Here is a 16,454-nt window from a genome sequence, read left to right as displayed (position 1 = left end):
AGTTCCAACCCACATAACAATTGCATCAAAGGAATTAGACCTTGCACGTAGCACAAAGAAGCTTGTCGACCGGCAACCTATACAACGAGAACATCAAAACCCAGAACAAACTCCCCAACACACTCGGGGAAAAACTTGAATCCACTTCAAACTCACCCCACACACTCCATCGAACCTTGGACAACCTAGGAATCGACATGAGCACTCAAGCCACAAACAAAACGTACGAAAGAACGGTTTTCGCACACAAAGATCAAAACAACAATTACAAATTAGAAAGCGGCATTTATATATCCGACCCGAATACAGGAGATAAATATGGTGATTTTAAATTCTATCAAGGGCGCGGAGCAATAAAGTACCAACGATCAGACGTCGCCAAACTGGAGTTCGATAGAGCCAGCCTAAATACTCTGAAAGATACTTACCACAAAACCTCATCCCCTACGTCCTTCTTGAGCGGACTACTCGCACTCCATCCGGAAAAAGATTTTGATCAATACCAAAAAAACCCCAGCTTGTTTTCGTACCTCCCTCCGCTAAACCAACATTCAAATGCCTTCCTGATTTTCCCCAACCTCCCTTACATCGAAACTCCATCATTACTGGACACACCCACTACTATGAAGGATAGTCGGGAGGGCATTGCCATATGCGCCTACGCCGTCCACCCCAATCAAGACCTATCACTCATTCAACACATAGAAAATAAGAGCCAGCCAAATAACACAAACACTTCGTACTCGAACGACATTCGTACTGCAAACGAAATTGAGTCAGGCACAACGGTAAAATATCTGACAAGTATTCTCGACCTTGACGCAGGAGACATCCCTTTACTTGAGGGCTTACGCGAACACATGCTAGAACACCTTACTCAAGTATACAACATCAATATAATCGAGGATAAAGTTCAACTATTTTTCCATTTTCCAGTAGCGGAGGTCACTGCAACTCTACACCTCCACGCACGCGTTAACAAAGCTGACCATCCGCTAAATGAAGCCAGATCATTCCCCTTATCTGAGGTCATCGAAACGCTAAAAAATGGAAGTTCAATAATTGATATGATTCTAACGAGAAACAACGGCATCTACTATACAGAAGCAGAAACGGGAGTATCACAGATACAAAACATCCCTAACAAGGGCATAGTGAAAAACCCTTTCATCTTGGATCTCTCTCAACCATTCGAAAAACATAACACCTGACAGCCCTCCACCCGCAAGAAAATCAAATGATTTATTGGCTTGTAACTATAACCATCTATAGTTACAAGCCCGTCCCAAACCAAGACTTACACCAGCTCTCCCTAAAGCACCTAATCTAGTCTCGGGCAAACCACAACATCAACTTAGGCCAACGGCAAAAAACAACTTTGATAGTAGAGCTTTGCAAGTTACTAGCATTATCTGAACGCGTGCGCCTGATATTGTACCAATGCGACCAACATCAATGCGCCGAGTAAAACATGGATGACAAACGCAACCCAACATACATTGGGCGTCACATTCTTGACAATGGAAGGTATATTGGAGCCCCGTATCGAATCAGGTTGGGGGATACGACACCGAACGTGACTTATGTGTCGCAGGTTGATCAGTAGCGCATTCGCTATCCAGACTCAGCCCCATCCCATCTCCGACAGAAATAAGCACCACAAAACCACACACAACCCGGCCTAAGCCTAATAATTTATGCAGACAATTCGCTGTTTTCTGCCTAGCAACCTCCTCAATATCGAATGGAGAGTCACTCACGGCTGCCTGCCCTTTGAGCAAATCATTAATCATATCCATTGCCGCACCATGCCCGAGCAGATGTGCTGCTTCTTGTGCAGGACCATTGAGAACTTGTCTAAGGCTCGATACGCTCTGTTTTCTTAAGGAGGACCAGCGACATAAAAGCCGCCCTCCTAACCCAAACAAAGGCTTGCTCAACATTTTTTGATCTTCGGGCGTTAGATCCAGGATCAGATCACACGATGTCTCGGCGACCTCGCCGAGTTCTTGTACGAGCGAGTCCCCCGGATAATAAAGAAGCGCCCTTGCCACGTCCGTCGTGATAGTCCCTACTCAGCTGTCACCGATTCTTCTTCGGAGCGTAGGGCTGAATCGATGTGCGAAATCTTAAGCGCTCCATCCATTATTCGATCGAATACTGAACAAGACACTGACCTGAAGTTATCAGCAGCGACCGCCAAAACGTCCACCATCGAGCTTGCATTGACAACATTTCACTGCTTGACTACGCCTTAATTAATGTTGTCAACAACGCCGTAGGCGCAGACCTTTCAAGATCACTAATACCAACAGAGTCAGCTGGCACATTCACGATCTTCATTGCAATTCCATTAGGTAAATCTTAGTCGTGGCTCGCCCTTATCTTCAATTACAGCTTGCATTCCCTCGCTACTTGCAATTGAATTAACAATATCGACCACAGTCCTCCATTCCGCCACCTGACTCGACGACAGTTCTATGTTAAAGGCCTCATCCATAATTACGATAACCTCTACTATATCCACAGAATCAGCATTCAAATCCTCCACCAACCGCGAGCGACTATTTATCTTGTATTGCATGACCGAAAAATAGCCAGACAGTAACTGTATGACCCTGGATTCAACGCAAATATTGACAACCGGCGTATTCATTTACAGGCCCTGCATTTAAATATTAGAAATTCAACATCGCCCTCAACATATCCGCAAACTGATTCAAATGCGCCGACAACGTCTTATTGAAATTGTCATGATACGAATTGGCATTCGAATACTTCTGCGTCAACGACTGCAGCATGTTTTTCAAGCGTTCCTCCTGAGCGTTGAAACCGGTTTGCCATTGGTTGTACTTGGCGGTATTCCAGGTCACCGTGCCGCTGGACGGCAGTCCTTCTTTCATTAACGTCAGCGGCCCGGTATCGATGACCACACACCAGGTACCGTCGCCGTTTGGTTTTAGGCAACTGTCAGGCAAGCCCAGTGCTTGACGCCATTTGTCTGCCTCTTCCTCGCTGGCTCCACCTTCCCCCGGTTTCGGAAAAAGAATGGAGTCCGGGTTCGGATGGCTGAAATCGGCGATCAGTAGCCTCAACGCTTCGTACAATTCACCCGCTTTCAGCTTTACGTCTTTACCGTCGTTCGCCCCGTCGACCCACTCACTCATCATCGCGGTGATTCGGGCATTGAAGGCGGCGAAGAAGTTCGTATAGGCCGAGATGATGTGCTCGTAGCCGGCGAGGTAGCCGTTCTTGATCAGGTCGATCAGTTCAAGGAGTTTTTCGAAGAAGTCATTCGATGAATTTATCGTCGCATCCAAAGCCTCTGCAATATCGAGAGGCTTGTGCTCTTGCAGATGTCGTTCGAGGGTGTGGAGGATTTGGTTGTGTCCGTCATCGACCTGCTGGAGCTGACTTTCGTCCAACAGCCCGGTCGTCAGACTATGGGCCATCACGGCACAGCACTGGCGCAGTTGCATGGCCAACATTTGTGCGCGGTCACGCTTGGCGTGGATCTGTTCGACAACCTCCGCGATGAATTGCTGCGCTGTCGCCTCGGCGGCCATGCCTTCCTTCTGCTCGGCGGTGATTGCCGAGCACTTGAGCATATTGCCGAGGCTGCGATTCATTGCGTTCATCGACCTGTCCAGCAGATGGGTCAGGGAACTGACCGTTTGTTCCTCAACGGGTACCTCAGGAGGCGGCGCTGTATCAGTGATGGCCTCCACATTCGGCAGCAACACAATGGGCGAACGAGCAAATTGGGTGATTTCCATGGGTCTCTTCTCCTCAAGCCGTCAGGGCGCGAATGACATCGCTGCGCGATTGAAAAAGTTGCATCACCATGTCCATCAGTTTTTGCAAGAACGCCGCATCGGCCGCGTCTTTCTGGCTGACTTCGTCGCTCAGGCTCTTCTGGCTGTTCTGCGCACTTTGCAGCAGCACTTCCTTTTCCCGCGCGGCGTGCTCGGCCAGGCGCACGATGCTCGCCACCACCTGACTCAAGTTCATCGACATGGCGCTGAGCGCGCGACTGAGTTCCAGCTTCCTTTCGATGCCCTTGCTGCCCATCTGGCTCAGCCAGTCGGAGGTCTCGCTGACCTTTTGCGCGTTGAGTATTTGCTTGTCGAACCAGGCTTGATCCTGGGCTGACAGGGACGAAGCCTTGGGTTTGAAATCGACCAGCGTCGGACGGCCAAACTCGTCGAAGGTCCTGACCTTAGAGGTGACGTCCGAATTCCAGTCGGTGCGGTCGCGCTCAAGCTTGAGGTCACGCTCGATGTTCCTGGCGTTCAGGGCGTTGGGCTTGTGCAGGTTCAATCTGTTCTGGGGGTCGGTCTCACTCAGCCACTTGGCGTTACGACCGACCTCCTGCGCCTTGAGGATTTCCTTGTCGAACCAGGCCAGGTCCTCGGGTGGCCGGGATGCGCCGCTCAGTTTGAAGTCGACCGTCGTCGGGCGACCGAAGTCATCCACGGTCTTGATCTTGTAGGTGGTCTGCGGATTCCACTCGTTGCGACTGCGCTCAAGCTTGAGGTCGCGTTCGATGTTGCGAGCGTCCATGGCGTTACGCTTGTGCAGGTCGATGTCCGCATGCTTCAACTTCTGGCCCTGGAAGGTCTTGAGCAGGGCGAATCCGGAAACTGCTCCAGACACGATTGCCCCGGCGATGGCGCTGTACATCGCGGCCTTGCCGGACTCGACAATTGCCGCGCCCTGAGCCTCGGCCGCATCGGAGGCCATGACGCTGAAATGCCCGCGCAGTTGCGCGTTGGCCACTCGGGCGATGTTCAGCGCGATGATCGCGGCCACCAGTACGTTGGCGTGTTTTTCCCAGGCGCCTGGGTCGAATATCAGGTCGTTGCGTACTTCATCGCTGAGCATCATCGTGGCTGAAAGGAAGTCCTGCCAGTCCGATTCGGTGGGTTGGTAGGCGTTGATTTCACTCTCGAGCTCCGCAGCCGAGGGCGCTGGGAAGCCGTCGTTCTGGAGCACTTGCCTGGTGATGCGATTGTCGGAAATCCGAGAGCCCACAAGTGGCTTGGCTTTAGGATCCTTTGAAACCTCGCTCAACCCTGTGTCGTTAGTCAAATCGTGGTCAATGGCAACGGGGGCGATTCTGATTGGAGCGTGAATAGCATTCATCGTAGATACCTGTTCTCAGTGATTTCAAACATGCCGAACCATTTGCAGGCTGACGGAATGGCTGCGTTGCATGTCGGCAAACAACTGCTCGATCTGCCGGGTTCGCTCGTGCATTGCCTGGCCGTAGTTCTCGACCACCTGGGTCAGGTACTTGCTGATTTCCTCGCTGATCGCCATGCGCACCCGCACGCTAGCCAGGAGCACGGCAGCCTGGGCGGTATGCCGGCCGCTTTCGATTTGCAGCACGCCCTGCGCCGCCACATTGCCGAACTCGGTGACGGCCTGGGCGATCTCCAGGTTGGCGGCATAACGGGCCAGTGACACCGCATCGGCGCCGTTGGTGATGAACCCGCGCAACTGCGTGAGTATCTGGGTCAGCGAGTTGCCCACCGACGTTGCCATCTGCTTCATGGCTTGCATCGCGGCAGGTGCGGCTTGGGCGGCCATCGAGGCCAGTTTCGAAGCAAGGCTGCTGATCATCGGCCCGATCACCTGCACCCCGACCACGGCCACCAGCGCGATGGCGGCCAGCGTCGAAACGATGCCCTGGATCATGCCGGCGATCTGCCCGATTTCCTTGGCCTTGTCTTCATCAACACCCAGGTCTATCAGTATCTGGGTGTAGAGCTCGGTGAACCGCTTGATGGCTTCCTGCATGACGACGGTCAGCGGCTTCATGGCCTCGGCCATGAACGACTTGCCGGTTTTTTCCTCCACCACCACATCGGCAATCATGATCCCCATGCCAACCACCCCTACCACGATCAACGGCAGGTTGGCGGTCATGACCCCGGCAACGATGACCGCAACGGACAATATCGCGCCGACGATCTTGCCGATGCAGCCCATGGTTTTCTGCAAAGCCTCGGCCTTGCGGACTTCCTCCAGGTATTTATCCGACTCCCGCTTCATGTGTTCCTGAAGCTTGACCTGCAACGCCTGGAACAGCTCCTGGCTGAGCTCCTCCTTGTTCTGCGCCGCCTCGCCGAGCAATTCGATGATCTTCAAGCGATTGAGCAATGCCAGAGCACTGCTACTGAGGGCTTTTTCGTCGGTTTCCTTGCGGGCCGGGCCGCTGTCGCCGGACACCACCACTTTCGCGACCACCCCGCTCAGGGCTTTGGCAAAGGCATTGGCGATCTCGATCAACTTCAAGTGAGCGTCGGTCGCCACATTGAAGGCTTGGGTATGGCTTGCCAGTTCGCCTTTGAGCTGGTCGCGACGGGCCAGCTCCTGGGCGTACTCCGGCGAATCAGGATCCAACTGCGCCAGGCGCGCTTCGCTTTCTTCCAGCAGGCCCTCGGCCTGCTGGATGCGTTCACGCAGCTGTTCGAGGTGTTCCTGGCTGCTGCCAACCTGGCCCTCGGCAGCCTCCAAGGCCTGGACGGCGGCGGTATATTCGGAAGAGAGGTTGGCATAGCCCTGCTGCTTGGCGCCGGCCATGCTTTGCAGCATCGCCAGGCGGTTTTTCAACTTCTTGACGTCGACCTCACCAATCAGCTCACTGATCATCGCCATCAATAACGTGAACAGATCGCCGTCGGTTTCCTGTTTGTTGCCATCGACGCGCGGCGCTGGCGCATGCAGCACGGGCCGGCCGGTAGCGGCGGCGGACGGGCCATTCTGACCTTCGTATTTCACCGACATCAGGTCCGCCAGGGCTTGCTTGCCGGCCTCTTGAAAATCGGCGGTCCTGGCAGCCTTGCTGGCCGCCGCACCGTATTTTTCAAAGGCCTCGCTGCGACTCATTACCCCCTGGAATGCGGGGCTTGGGGTGTTTCTGATTTCACTCATGTTCAATCCTCCGAACATTGCTGTTCCATGTGGGCCAAGGTGTCGAGATACACCTTGGCCTGCTCGCGCAGATCGTCTTCCGTGGCTTGCTCAAGCACGTATTCGAAACACAACCGGGCCTTGCCGATCTTGCCCAGGGCCAGATGGCACTGGCCGGTGTAAAACATCGGTCGGTAGTCGTTCTTGCCTTGGGCAAAAGCGATGGCATACAGGTCGATGGCCTTCTGGTGGTTTTGCTTGAGCTGGTGCACCGCAGCCAGTCCCATCCAGTAATGGCTGTTGTAGAAGTCGTAGATGCACAGGAAGTGAAAGAACTTCTCGGCATCGTCCAGCCGCCCTTGTTCGTAGAACTGGAAAGCGAAGGCATAGAGACTGTCCATGTGCTCGTCACTGATGCCTTGCACATCTTTCAACGCCGCCCCGCCGAGCATCGCGTCGACGACGTCCTGGGCCACCTGTTCGTCTTGTTTGTTGTCGCGACTCATCAGCCATACTCCTGAAAAAACGCCAGCGTCGCTGACCGGTGCCATTGAGCCAAAACGTCGGGAGGCCCGCTGCCAAATTGCGCTCATGCTGCTGTTCAAAGGAAAAAGAAGATCTCTGTGGCGAGGGGATTTATCCCCGTTGGGCTGCGCAGCGGCCCCAAAACTGAAAACTCGGTGCGCCAGACAGATTGAGTTCACTGCCTTGGGTCTGCTGCGCAGCCCAGCGGGGATAAATCCCCTCGCCACAAGGGTTGTGCCTGGCTTTGTCATTCACTGGCTGACATCGGCCTCACGCCTGTTCAACCTGCTCCAGCCAGATCAGCAACCGCAGCACTTCCTCGATTTCCTGCACCTGGAGGAAGCTGTAGCGCTGGTGGGTCTTGAAGATCCGCCGGGCCAGTGCGACGTCGTTGATCACCGGCACCCCGACCTCCTTGGCATACGCCCGCACGGCCAGGGCGCGCTGGTTGGTTTCCATCAGGGAGATAAACGGCAGCAGCGTGATTTCCGGGCGGAAGTACACGCCGATGGCAATGTGAGTGGGGTTGGCGATGATCATGCGTGAGCTGCGCACATCGGACTTGACCTGCTCCGACAGCAGCTCCATGTGCAGGTCGCGGCGGCGCCCCTTGATCTGCGGATTGCCGTCCTGCTCCTTGTGTTCGCGCTTGACCGAATCCTTGTCCATCATCTGGTCTTTCATGAACAACCAGTATTCGCTGAGGGCGTCGAGCACGACGATCAGCAGGACGCAGGCCAGGAATGCCAGTACCAACACCAGCAGCAAATGCCCCCAGATCGCGAACAGGTCCGACGCCTGGGCGAACAGTTGGGCAAACAGCAGTTGCCGCTGGGTGACCCAGACAAGCCACAGCGCCATGGCAAAACTGCCCAGGTACAACAGCGCCTTGAACGTGTCCTTGACGGTGCGCAGGCTGAACAGTTTCTTGAAGCCATTGATCGGGTTCAACGCACCGAGGTTCAGCTTCAATGCTTCGCTGGCCAGGGCAAAACCGCTTTGCAGCAGGGCCGGCAAGGCACTGGTCAGCACGCACACCAACAACAACGGCAGCAACGCCTTGAGGCCGACCTGCACCAGCATCGCCGAGTACGCTTGCAGGTCCGCGTCAAAATCGCTGGCGATGATGCGCCGGTAGACCTCCATGATCTCGCCCAGCGAGCTGTTGAAAACCATGTAGCTGATGCCACACAACGTCAGGCAGGTGATGACCAGGTCCTTGGCCTTGAACGTCTGGCCTTTGCGCGCGGCATCCCTGAGACGCTTGGCGGTGGGCTTTTCAGTCTTCGAGGCGCTGGACGACATGCCCGCCCTCCCCGCCACCCAGATACCGGGCCAACCCATCGGACGTCGTGCCCATGCGCAAGACTTCATCCGGCAGATGCACGCCGAAATACAACATCAACACCACCAGCGCCACCAGGCTCTTGACCGTCAGCGACACCGAGAAGGCGTTCATCTGTGGCGCATACCGCGAGAGCAAACCGAGCAACGCTTCGCTGACCAGCAACGTGGCCACCACCGGCGCACTGATCACCAGGGTCTTGCTCACCACCCCGTCGAGCAAACCATTCAGGGCCGACAGATGCAGCTCGCAGCCGTGGGCCGGCGCGCAGATGCGATAACTGTGACCGACGGTTTCGAGCATCAACAACATGCCGCCACCTTCGAGATACACCGCCGCCGCAAACAGCTGGAGAAAATTCGCCAACTCCGACGTATCGACACCGTTGGCCGGGTCCACCGTGCTGCTGAGCATCGCGCCGCGCTGGTTGTCGATCAGGTTGCCCATGGCGTGCAGCACCCAGAACGGCCAACACAGCAGCCCCCCCAGCAACACGCCAATACCCGCCTCGCGCAACACCAGGCCAACAAAGGCCACGCTGTCGAGGGCCGGCGCGGGCACGCCAACGTAGCGCCAGAACCCCAGCGCGACCAAGACGATTACCGCTTGGCGCGCCACGCCCGTCAGCACACCGCTGTTGAGAAACGGCAACATGAAGAAAATCGGCGCCAGGCGCGCCACGCCCAACAGCGCCGCAGCGAACCAGGCGTACAGCTCGAAGAACAACGTCACCGACATCGCCTAACCCAACGCCAGGCGAATGACTTCACGACTGAAATCCAGCAGGGTTTCGCCGTACCAGCCCGAGAGTAAAAACAGGCACGCGGCGACCGCCACCAACTTGAAGCCGAATGGCAGCGTCTGCTCCTGCAACTGGGTCACGGTCTGGATCAAGCCGACCACCAGGCCGACCACGGTGGCGACAATGATCGGCCACGCCACCATCAGCAGAATCAGGTACAGGGTCTTGTTACCGGCATAGACCAGCTCGTTCATGGGCGTGGGCCTATGCCAGCAAGGTCAGGTATTGCTTGACCAGCCCGGTCGACAGCAGCGCCCAACCGTCCAGGGCGACAAACAGCACCAGTTTGATCGGCACGGAAATGATCACCGGGCTCATCATCATCATGCCCAGCGCCAGCAGGATGCTGGAGATCACCAGGTCGACGATCACGAAGGGCAGGTATAGGTAGAAACCGATCTTGAAGGCGCTCTTGATTTCGCTCAGGGCATAGGCCGGCAGCAGCGAAAACAACGACGGCGCCAGTTCTTCATCGGCGGGCCAGTCGGCGTCGGTTTCATCCTGGGCCACCTGGGCCCGTTCGAAAAACAGCGCCAGCTCCGGGTCGGTGTACTTGCGCAGATAGTCCTTGTAGCTGCCCAGGCCGTTCTCGGCGAAATTCACCACCGACTCGATGTCGGTGAAGGCCACCGCTTCGGTCTTGTAGTAGTCATGGCCCTGCTTCATGACCGGCGTCATGACGAAAATCGCCAGCATCAGCGCAATCGCATTGAGCGCCATGTTCGACGGCACTTGTTGCAGGCCCAAGGCGTTGCGCACGATGACGAAGACGATGGAGAACTTGAGGTAGCAGGTGCCCGCCGCCACCAGGAACGGCAACAGCGAAGCGAATGCCAGCAGCGCGATCAGCGAGACGTCATTCATCACCGTCGTTCCGATAGACCTTGAGCAATTCAACACCCAACTGGCCGTCCAACTGCACCAACTCTCCCTGGGCAATCGGCTTGCCGTTGGCACGTACCTCGATGTGTCGCGCCGCGTCGTCGGCCAGCGGGATCAATTGCCCGGCGATGATTTGCGACAGTGTCGCCAGGTCGGTGTCGTGGGTCGCAAGCAGGAACTCCAGGCGCACCGGCAGCGCCCCCAGGTCGACATCCACGTCAGGCTCGGGCGCGTTCTCCGGATGGGTATCGGCCACGGTCGGTTGCATGTGTAAACCCTCTTCGCTAAAGGTAAAAACGCCAAGGCAGCGGTCCGCCAGAAAACAGCGCTGAGCCCGCTGGGTGATGCGCAGCACATCGCCTTCACCCAGGCGCATCCGACTGGCAAGACTCAGGTGGCTGACGCCGAGCATCAGCGCCAGGCGCACCGGCAAGTCCCTCAGCCATGAGTCGGCACCCAACGGACCACGCACGGCGGTGCGGGACGGCAATTGGGTCAGCCACACGCGCCCTCGCGGTGTGTCGAGCCACGGCAAGTCGTGCGTAGGCAATCGCGCCGGGGCCACGCATTCGATGTCCGCCAGCGTGCGGTAACGCAACTCCTCCACCTCCAGCAGCAAGGGCCGTGGCACCGCCTGGAACAGTTCGACGATGCTCGGCAACGGGCATTCGAGCACCAGCAACGATTGCAAGGTCGGGAGCGTGTGATGCAGCCAATCGCGGGCAAGAATCAGCCCGCGCCAATCCGCGCCTTCACCCTCTGCGCAAAAACCCAGGTAACCGGAGCGCACCGGCACCTTGCCCAAGCCCGCGTCCCGACCGGTGCGCCGCCAGCGTTGAATTGCCTGCGCGCGAGCATGGGCGACAGAATCGATCCGACGGAGCCGCAATGCGCTCACGCTTCAAACCCGGACTGCTCGTCCTGATCGTCATCCGGCCTCTGCTGTGAACCCTGGCGCTGCTGCTCGCCACCGCTGTCAGCCAACCGCCAGGCAGGTTCCCGGGCCAGTTCGAAAGGCGCCTTGAGTTGCTCGAACACCTGGGCATTGCTGGGGCTGAGCGTCAGTTGCCGTGTGGGTTCCTCGGGCAACCGACTGATCGTCACTTGTCCGCTGGCCGCCCCTCTGTTGAAAGGCACTTGCAGTAAGCCCCGGTCGGCGCCCGACAAGGGCTCGACCATGACTTCGGGCGTTGGCAGCGCTGCCGATGTTGCCGCTGGCGGGATCGATGCAGGGGCACCCGAAGGAGCATGGCGCGTGCCGTGAAAGCTCTGCGGCGCTTGGGGCAACGGCTCATCTAAGCGCGGCATCGAGCGCGTATCGGCAGCGGTGAAAAGGTCCAGCGTCATCGGCTCGATCGACGCTGGGGATGTCGGCGCCGCCAGGTGATCGCGGGCGGAAGTAACAAGCTCCAGGCGTTGCGGCAACGCTTGTTGTATCGCTTTGTTGAACAGCAGATCGGCGTCTGGGAAGGGCATCGCGTTGCGGGCTGTCGGTGGTGCTCTATCAGGTTCCAGGTCCGTCGTTATCGGGACAATCGATCGTGCTTCATCGTGATCGACATCCACCACCGCCAGGGCCATGTTCATCGAATGCCCCGTCACTGCCCGGGCGGTTTCCATCGTCGGTTGTCGCTGCCGAATCAACGCAACCACAAGATCCAGCACGCCTTGCGGCAACTCGTCCTCTTGCACCGGAACGAGCGGGTCTTGCAGCTCGTCGATTGGGCCTTCATCGACGGGGTCCAGGGTTTGCACCGGTCGAGCAGGCATCACAGATATTTCTTTCATCGCCGAACCCCAATCGTTTCTTCCAACTCTCGTTCTTCCCGGCGCACCGCCTCGAGCCGTTGCGCACGCAACAATTGCTGGACTGAGCGCACATACTTGTCGTGCTTGCGCTGGAGCAAGCGCAGGTGTTCATGCTGCGCCTGCAACTGCTGCTCGACCTGCCGGCATTGCTGCTCCACGCGGTCGCGCTCGACACGCAACAGATCGATCCGCCGTCGGATCACCGCCTGGGTACGCAACAGCGCCAACAGCTGCCCGTGCTCCAGCACACAGTCATTGGCCCGATGACTGGCCAACAGGCGTTGCAGCGCAGCCTCCTGTTCCTCGAAGCCACCGCGCTCGGCAAGCAGCGGCTGCAACTGGCGCTGGACCCGCAGCACGGCCTGTTCGCCGCGTTGCCGGCGGAACTGACTGAAGGCCAACAGGCGCCGCTGGTCAGGCAATGATTTCATGCAGGCTCCGCAAGGTTTCGTCCGGCGCGCAATACTCGCCTGTCGGCTGGCGCAACCACTGGCTCAGGGCCTCGCGACGCTGCATGGCATGGTCATTGGCCGCGTCCGCGCCCGGGCTGTACTCGCCCATGTCGAGAAAGACCTGCAGTTGCTCGAGACGCGCCAGGGTTTCCCGGGTCGACGACGCCAGTTGCTGGACCTGCGGCGTAGTGACTTGCGTCGCCACCCGGCTGACGCTGCGCAATACATCGATGGCCGGATAGTGCCCCTTGGCCGCCAGGGCCCGGCTGAGGTAGACGTGGCCGTCGAGAATCGAGCGGATCTCCTCGGCAATCGGGTCCGGTTCATCGTCACTTTCCAACAGCACCGTGTACCAGGCGGTGATGCTGCCGCTCGCCGTCACGCCAGGCCGTTCCAGCAAGCGCGGCAAGGCATCGAACACCGAAGCCGGATAGCCGCGCCGCGCCGGCGCTTCACCAGCCGCCAAGGCCAGGTCGCGGCGGGCGCGGGCGTAGCGGGTCAACGAGTCCAGCAGCAACACCACGCGCTTTCCCTGGTCGCGGAAATACTCGGCGATGGCCGTGGCTTGCAGCGCCGAGTTGCAGCGATCCACCGAGGAAAAATCCGAAGTGGCGTACACCACCACGCACCGGGCGCACTTGGGCGACTGGCGCAAATGCTCGATGAACTCGGTCACTTCACGGCCGCGTTCGCCAATCAGGCCGATCACGAACACATCCGCATCCGTGTGTTCGATCAGCATATTGATCAAGGTGGTCTTGCCGGAGCCGGCGGCGGCAAAAATGCCGATGCGCTGGCCGACACCGCAGGTCAGCAAGCCGTCGATCACGCGAATACCGGTGCTCAAGGGTTCCGCCACCGGGCGCCGTTGCTGGTACGTCGGCGGGTCGGCATCCACTGGGCGGTCCTGTTGCGCCACCGCCGTCGACGGTGCCAGGCGCTCGACAATCGTGCCCTGGGGATCCACCACGCTGCCGAGCAAGGCATCACTACAAGTCAGCTGCAGGATCGCGCCCGTGGGCACGATCATCGATTCCCGGGACAGGCCTTTGGCATCGCCCAGCAAACTGAGCAAAACCACGCCGGGTTTGAAGCCGATGACCTGCGCCCGCGCAGTGACCTCGGGCGAGCGCCAATGCCGGCGCACGTCACAGACTTCGCCGATCACCACCCCGTCCAGCGCCGCTTCGATCAAGGGCCCGCTCAAACGCAAGGGGTGGACGGCCTGCCTTTCCAGCCGCAGATTCATCGACGCAGGATTTCCAACAATGCCTCGACGGCCTGTACAAAGGAGTCCAACGCCTGCGCCAAATGTTCGGCATCACTCAATGCCAGGGCATTGGCCATCAAACGCAACTCCAATCGCCCCTCGACTTCGCACAGGTGCAATTGCCCGGTGCGGGAAAAAGCGTTGCCTTCAAGCAGAAACTGCATCAGGTCGAAGGCGCAATAATTGAATGTCTGCGGGGTCGCTTCGGCAACCACCGCCCAGATCCATACATCGCCTTCAACGACCGCCACGTTGACATCAGGCAGATTCCTCATCCGCATTTCTATCGTGCCGTGGCCGTCGAAGTGACCTATCTGGCTGTCCGCGCAGCCACTATGACGTAGCGCTTGACGCAGTAGGCCGGCGATATCCATCGGTACCATTTACAGGGTTTCCTCACAGGGTTTTGATGACATTGACCGAGACGGTCTCGGAGATTTCGCCGAACGACATCACGTCCAGCTCCCGGAAGCGTCCCTCGATCAGTTTCTTGATGTAGCGCCGCACATCCACCGAACACAGCAGCACCATGTCCTTGTGGGCGATGTGCACGCTGTCCAGGCCGACGCTGAGGCGGTCCATCAGCTCTTCGGACTCGGCCGGTTCCAGGTTGAGGAAACTGCCGCCCGAGGTTTGCCGGATGCCCCGGCGCACCACATCTTCGAACTCCGCCGACAGCAACAGCACCCGCAGGTCGTTGCCCTGGGCAAACTTGTTGCTGATGTAGCGGGCCATCGCGCCGCGTACATGCTCGACCAGCGCCAGCACGTCCTTTTCCCGGGAGGCCCAATGGGCGAGGGATTCGAGGATGAGCTTCATGTTGCGCACGGAAATACGCTCGCCAATCAGGCGTTGCAGCACTTCGGCGATCTTCTGCACCGTGACGTGGCGATAGACTTCCTTGAGCAGGTCGGGGTAGCGCGCCTCCATTTCGTCGAGCAACTGCTTGGTTTCCTGCACGCCGAAGAATTCCTGGATGTTGCGCGCCAGCAGCGTGACCAGGCAGCGATAGCATTCCTCGTCCGCCGGGCGCAGGTGATAGCCCAACTGTTGCACCCGCTCGCGGTCGGCCGCGGTGACCCAGACGCCGCCCAGGCGATTGCTGTCGTTGCCGCGCACCAGGGCAAAACCCAAGGGTTCCAGTTCCGGGGAATAGTCCAGCAGGCGCCAGTGCTCGAAATGAATATCGAACTGCTCGGCGCGCACCTCATTGATCAGCACCGCCACTTGATGGGCCGGCAGTGCCTCGCTGGCCCGTAGCTGCGGTTCGGGAATGCGCAGTCCGTAATCGACGAAGAACTGGCTGCGAAAGCGCGCAGCCCAACGGTCCTTCTCCAACGCTTGCAGGCGCGCGGTGGGCACCAGCAACATCAGGGCGACGGTTTCGGTGGCAATGTTGTCGATATCCTCCAGCAACCCGGAGTCGCTCGGCAACGCGTCCTGCTCGGCGGGTGCGGCACGGCTTTCCCCCGAGCCGGCCGGGCGCGCGGATCGGCGGTGGCGCACAAACACCACCAGCCCCAGCACACAGGCGATCGAGAGGAAGGTCAGCAGCGGAAACCCCGGCAACAGGCCCACGCCCACCGCCAGCAACGCGGTGACGCCGAGGACGAACGGGTTGCCCAGCATCTGGGTGAGCATGTTGCGCCCCAGGTTGCTGTCATCGCCGTTGACCCGGGTGACGATGAAGCCGGCGCCAATGGCGATCAGCAGCGCGGGAATCTGCGCCACCAGGCCATCGCCGATGGTCAACAGGGTGTAGGTCGACAGGGCCGTGGACATGTCCATGCCCAGTTGCCCGACACCGATGGCCATGCCGCCGATGAAGTTGACGAAGATAATGATGATGCCGGCGATGGCATCGCCCTTGATGAATTTCATCGCGCCGTCGAAAGAGCCGTACAACTGGCTTTCACGCTCCAGCACGCTGCGCTTTTCCCGGGCCTGGGCCGCGTCGATGGCGCCAGCCTTGAGGTCGCCGTCGATGCTCATCTGCTTGCCGGGCATGCCGTCCAGGGAGAAGCGCGCCGCCACTTCGGCGACCCGTTCCGAGCCTTTGGTGATGACAATGAACTGGACAATGGTGACGATGGAAAAAATCACGAAGCCCACCACCAGGCTTTCGCCAATGACGAAGTCACCGAACGACGCAATGATCTCGCCGGCATCGGCCTGGCTGAGAATCAAGCGGCTGGTGCTGATCGACAGCGCCAGGCGAAACAGCGTCGTCAACAGCAGCAACGCCGGGAACGTCGAATAGCTGAGGATGCGCTCGATATAGAACGAGCCCATGAACACCAACAGCGAGATGACGATGTTCAGGCCGATGAGAAAATCCACCAGCACCGTGGGCAGGGGGATGATCAGCATGGCGATGATCATCACCATCAAGCTCAGGATCAGCAGTTCCGGGCGAGCGCCGACGTTGCGCAAAAATACATTGAGCATTCA

General features: G+C 58.3%; 17 protein-coding genes. 1 reads left to right on the top strand and 16 read right to left on the bottom strand.

What is annotated here, in order from left to right:
* Positions 1 to 197: 197 nt before the first annotated feature.
* Positions 198 to 1,211: a m7GpppX diphosphatase gene (locus AC30D9_RS17490; RefSeq protein WP_307571406.1), complete on the top strand. Its 1,014-nt coding sequence runs from the start codon at positions 198 to 200 to the stop codon at positions 1,209 to 1,211.
* A gap of 339 nt (positions 1,212 to 1,550) precedes the next feature.
* Here the strand turns inward: AC30D9_RS17490 and AC30D9_RS17485 are convergent, their stop codons facing one another.
* The 16 genes from AC30D9_RS17485 to AC30D9_RS17410 form a co-directional block, all read right to left on the bottom strand.
* Positions 1,551 to 1,943, bottom strand: a complete 393-nt coding sequence (locus AC30D9_RS17485; RefSeq protein ID WP_490144464.1) for a hypothetical protein — start codon at positions 1,941 to 1,943, stop codon at positions 1,551 to 1,553.
* Positions 1,944 to 2,353: 410 nt separating this feature from the next.
* Positions 2,354 to 2,656 (bottom strand): phosphopantetheine-binding protein, encoded by a 303-nt coding sequence (locus AC30D9_RS17480; protein ID WP_307571408.1) that lies wholly within the window; start codon positions 2,654 to 2,656, stop codon positions 2,354 to 2,356.
* A gap of 22 nt (positions 2,657 to 2,678) precedes the next feature.
* Positions 2,679 to 3,776 carry an IpaD/SipD/SspD family type III secretion system needle tip protein gene (locus AC30D9_RS17475; protein WP_307571409.1) on the bottom strand — a complete coding sequence of 366 codons (1,098 nt, stop codon included), beginning with the start codon at positions 3,774 to 3,776 and terminating at the stop codon, positions 2,679 to 2,681.
* Between the two features lie 13 nt (positions 3,777 to 3,789).
* Positions 3,790 to 5,073: an IpaC/SipC family type III secretion system effector gene (locus AC30D9_RS17470; RefSeq protein WP_490144463.1), complete on the bottom strand. Its 1,284-nt coding sequence runs from the start codon at positions 5,071 to 5,073 to the stop codon at positions 3,790 to 3,792.
* 96 nt (positions 5,074 to 5,169) lie between these two features.
* Positions 5,170 to 6,939: a type III secretion system translocon subunit SseC family protein gene (gene sctE / locus AC30D9_RS17465; RefSeq protein WP_490144462.1), complete on the bottom strand. Its 1,770-nt coding sequence runs from the start codon at positions 6,937 to 6,939 to the stop codon at positions 5,170 to 5,172.
* 2 nt (positions 6,940 to 6,941) lie between these two features.
* Positions 6,942 to 7,424, bottom strand: coding sequence for a type III secretion system translocator chaperone SicA (gene sicA / locus AC30D9_RS17460; protein ID WP_307571412.1), 483 nt, complete (start codon positions 7,422 to 7,424; stop codon positions 6,942 to 6,944).
* Between the two features lie 289 nt (positions 7,425 to 7,713).
* Entirely contained in the window at positions 7,714 to 8,748 is a 1,035-nt protein-coding gene (locus AC30D9_RS17455; RefSeq protein WP_490144461.1) for an EscU/YscU/HrcU family type III secretion system export apparatus switch protein, read from the bottom strand.
* Complete coding sequence (gene sctT, locus AC30D9_RS17450) at positions 8,723 to 9,526, bottom strand: type III secretion system export apparatus subunit SctT (RefSeq protein WP_490144460.1); 804 nt, start codon at positions 9,524 to 9,526, stop codon at positions 8,723 to 8,725. The genes AC30D9_RS17455 and sctT overlap by 26 nt, the downstream gene beginning before the upstream one ends.
* 3 nt (positions 9,527 to 9,529) lie before the next feature.
* On the bottom strand, positions 9,530 to 9,784 hold the full coding sequence (locus AC30D9_RS17445; protein ID WP_109751523.1) for an EscS/YscS/HrcS family type III secretion system export apparatus protein: 255 nt from the start codon (positions 9,782 to 9,784) through the stop codon (positions 9,530 to 9,532).
* Positions 9,785 to 9,794: 10 nt separating this feature from the next.
* Entirely contained in the window at positions 9,795 to 10,454 is a 660-nt protein-coding gene (locus tag AC30D9_RS17440; RefSeq protein ID WP_280633895.1) for an EscR/YscR/HrcR family type III secretion system export apparatus protein, read from the bottom strand.
* Positions 10,447 to 11,370, bottom strand: a complete 924-nt coding sequence (locus AC30D9_RS17435; protein ID WP_490144459.1) for a FliM/FliN family flagellar motor switch protein — start codon at positions 11,368 to 11,370, stop codon at positions 10,447 to 10,449. The genes AC30D9_RS17440 and AC30D9_RS17435 overlap by 8 nt, the downstream gene beginning before the upstream one ends.
* Positions 11,367 to 12,260: a SpaN/EivJ family type III secretion system needle length determinant gene (locus AC30D9_RS17430; protein WP_307571416.1), complete on the bottom strand. Its 894-nt coding sequence runs from the start codon at positions 12,258 to 12,260 to the stop codon at positions 11,367 to 11,369. Before AC30D9_RS17430 ends, AC30D9_RS17435 begins: the two co-directional genes overlap by 4 nt.
* Positions 12,257 to 12,712, bottom strand: a complete 456-nt coding sequence (locus AC30D9_RS17425) for a type III secretion protein (protein ID WP_134923441.1) — start codon at positions 12,710 to 12,712, stop codon at positions 12,257 to 12,259. Before AC30D9_RS17425 ends, AC30D9_RS17430 begins: the two co-directional genes overlap by 4 nt.
* Complete coding sequence (gene sctN / locus AC30D9_RS17420; RefSeq protein WP_307571417.1) at positions 12,696 to 13,982, bottom strand: type III secretion system ATPase SctN; 1,287 nt, start codon at positions 13,980 to 13,982, stop codon at positions 12,696 to 12,698. Before sctN ends, AC30D9_RS17425 begins: the two co-directional genes overlap by 17 nt.
* Positions 13,979 to 14,377 (bottom strand): InvB/SpaK family type III secretion system chaperone, encoded by a 399-nt coding sequence (locus AC30D9_RS17415; RefSeq protein WP_490144518.1) that lies wholly within the window; start codon positions 14,375 to 14,377, stop codon positions 13,979 to 13,981. The genes sctN and AC30D9_RS17415 overlap by 4 nt, the downstream gene beginning before the upstream one ends.
* A 22-nt stretch (positions 14,378 to 14,399) precedes the next feature.
* Positions 14,400 to 16,451, bottom strand: coding sequence for an EscV/YscV/HrcV family type III secretion system export apparatus protein (locus AC30D9_RS17410; RefSeq protein ID WP_490144458.1), 2,052 nt, complete (start codon positions 16,449 to 16,451; stop codon positions 14,400 to 14,402).
* Positions 16,452 to 16,454: the final 3 nt, after the last annotated feature.

This window comes from Pseudomonas sp. DF11 (assembly GCF_058148565.1).
The sequence above is the reverse complement of the archived record's forward strand: the minus strand, read 5'-3'. Positions and strand labels throughout refer to the sequence as shown.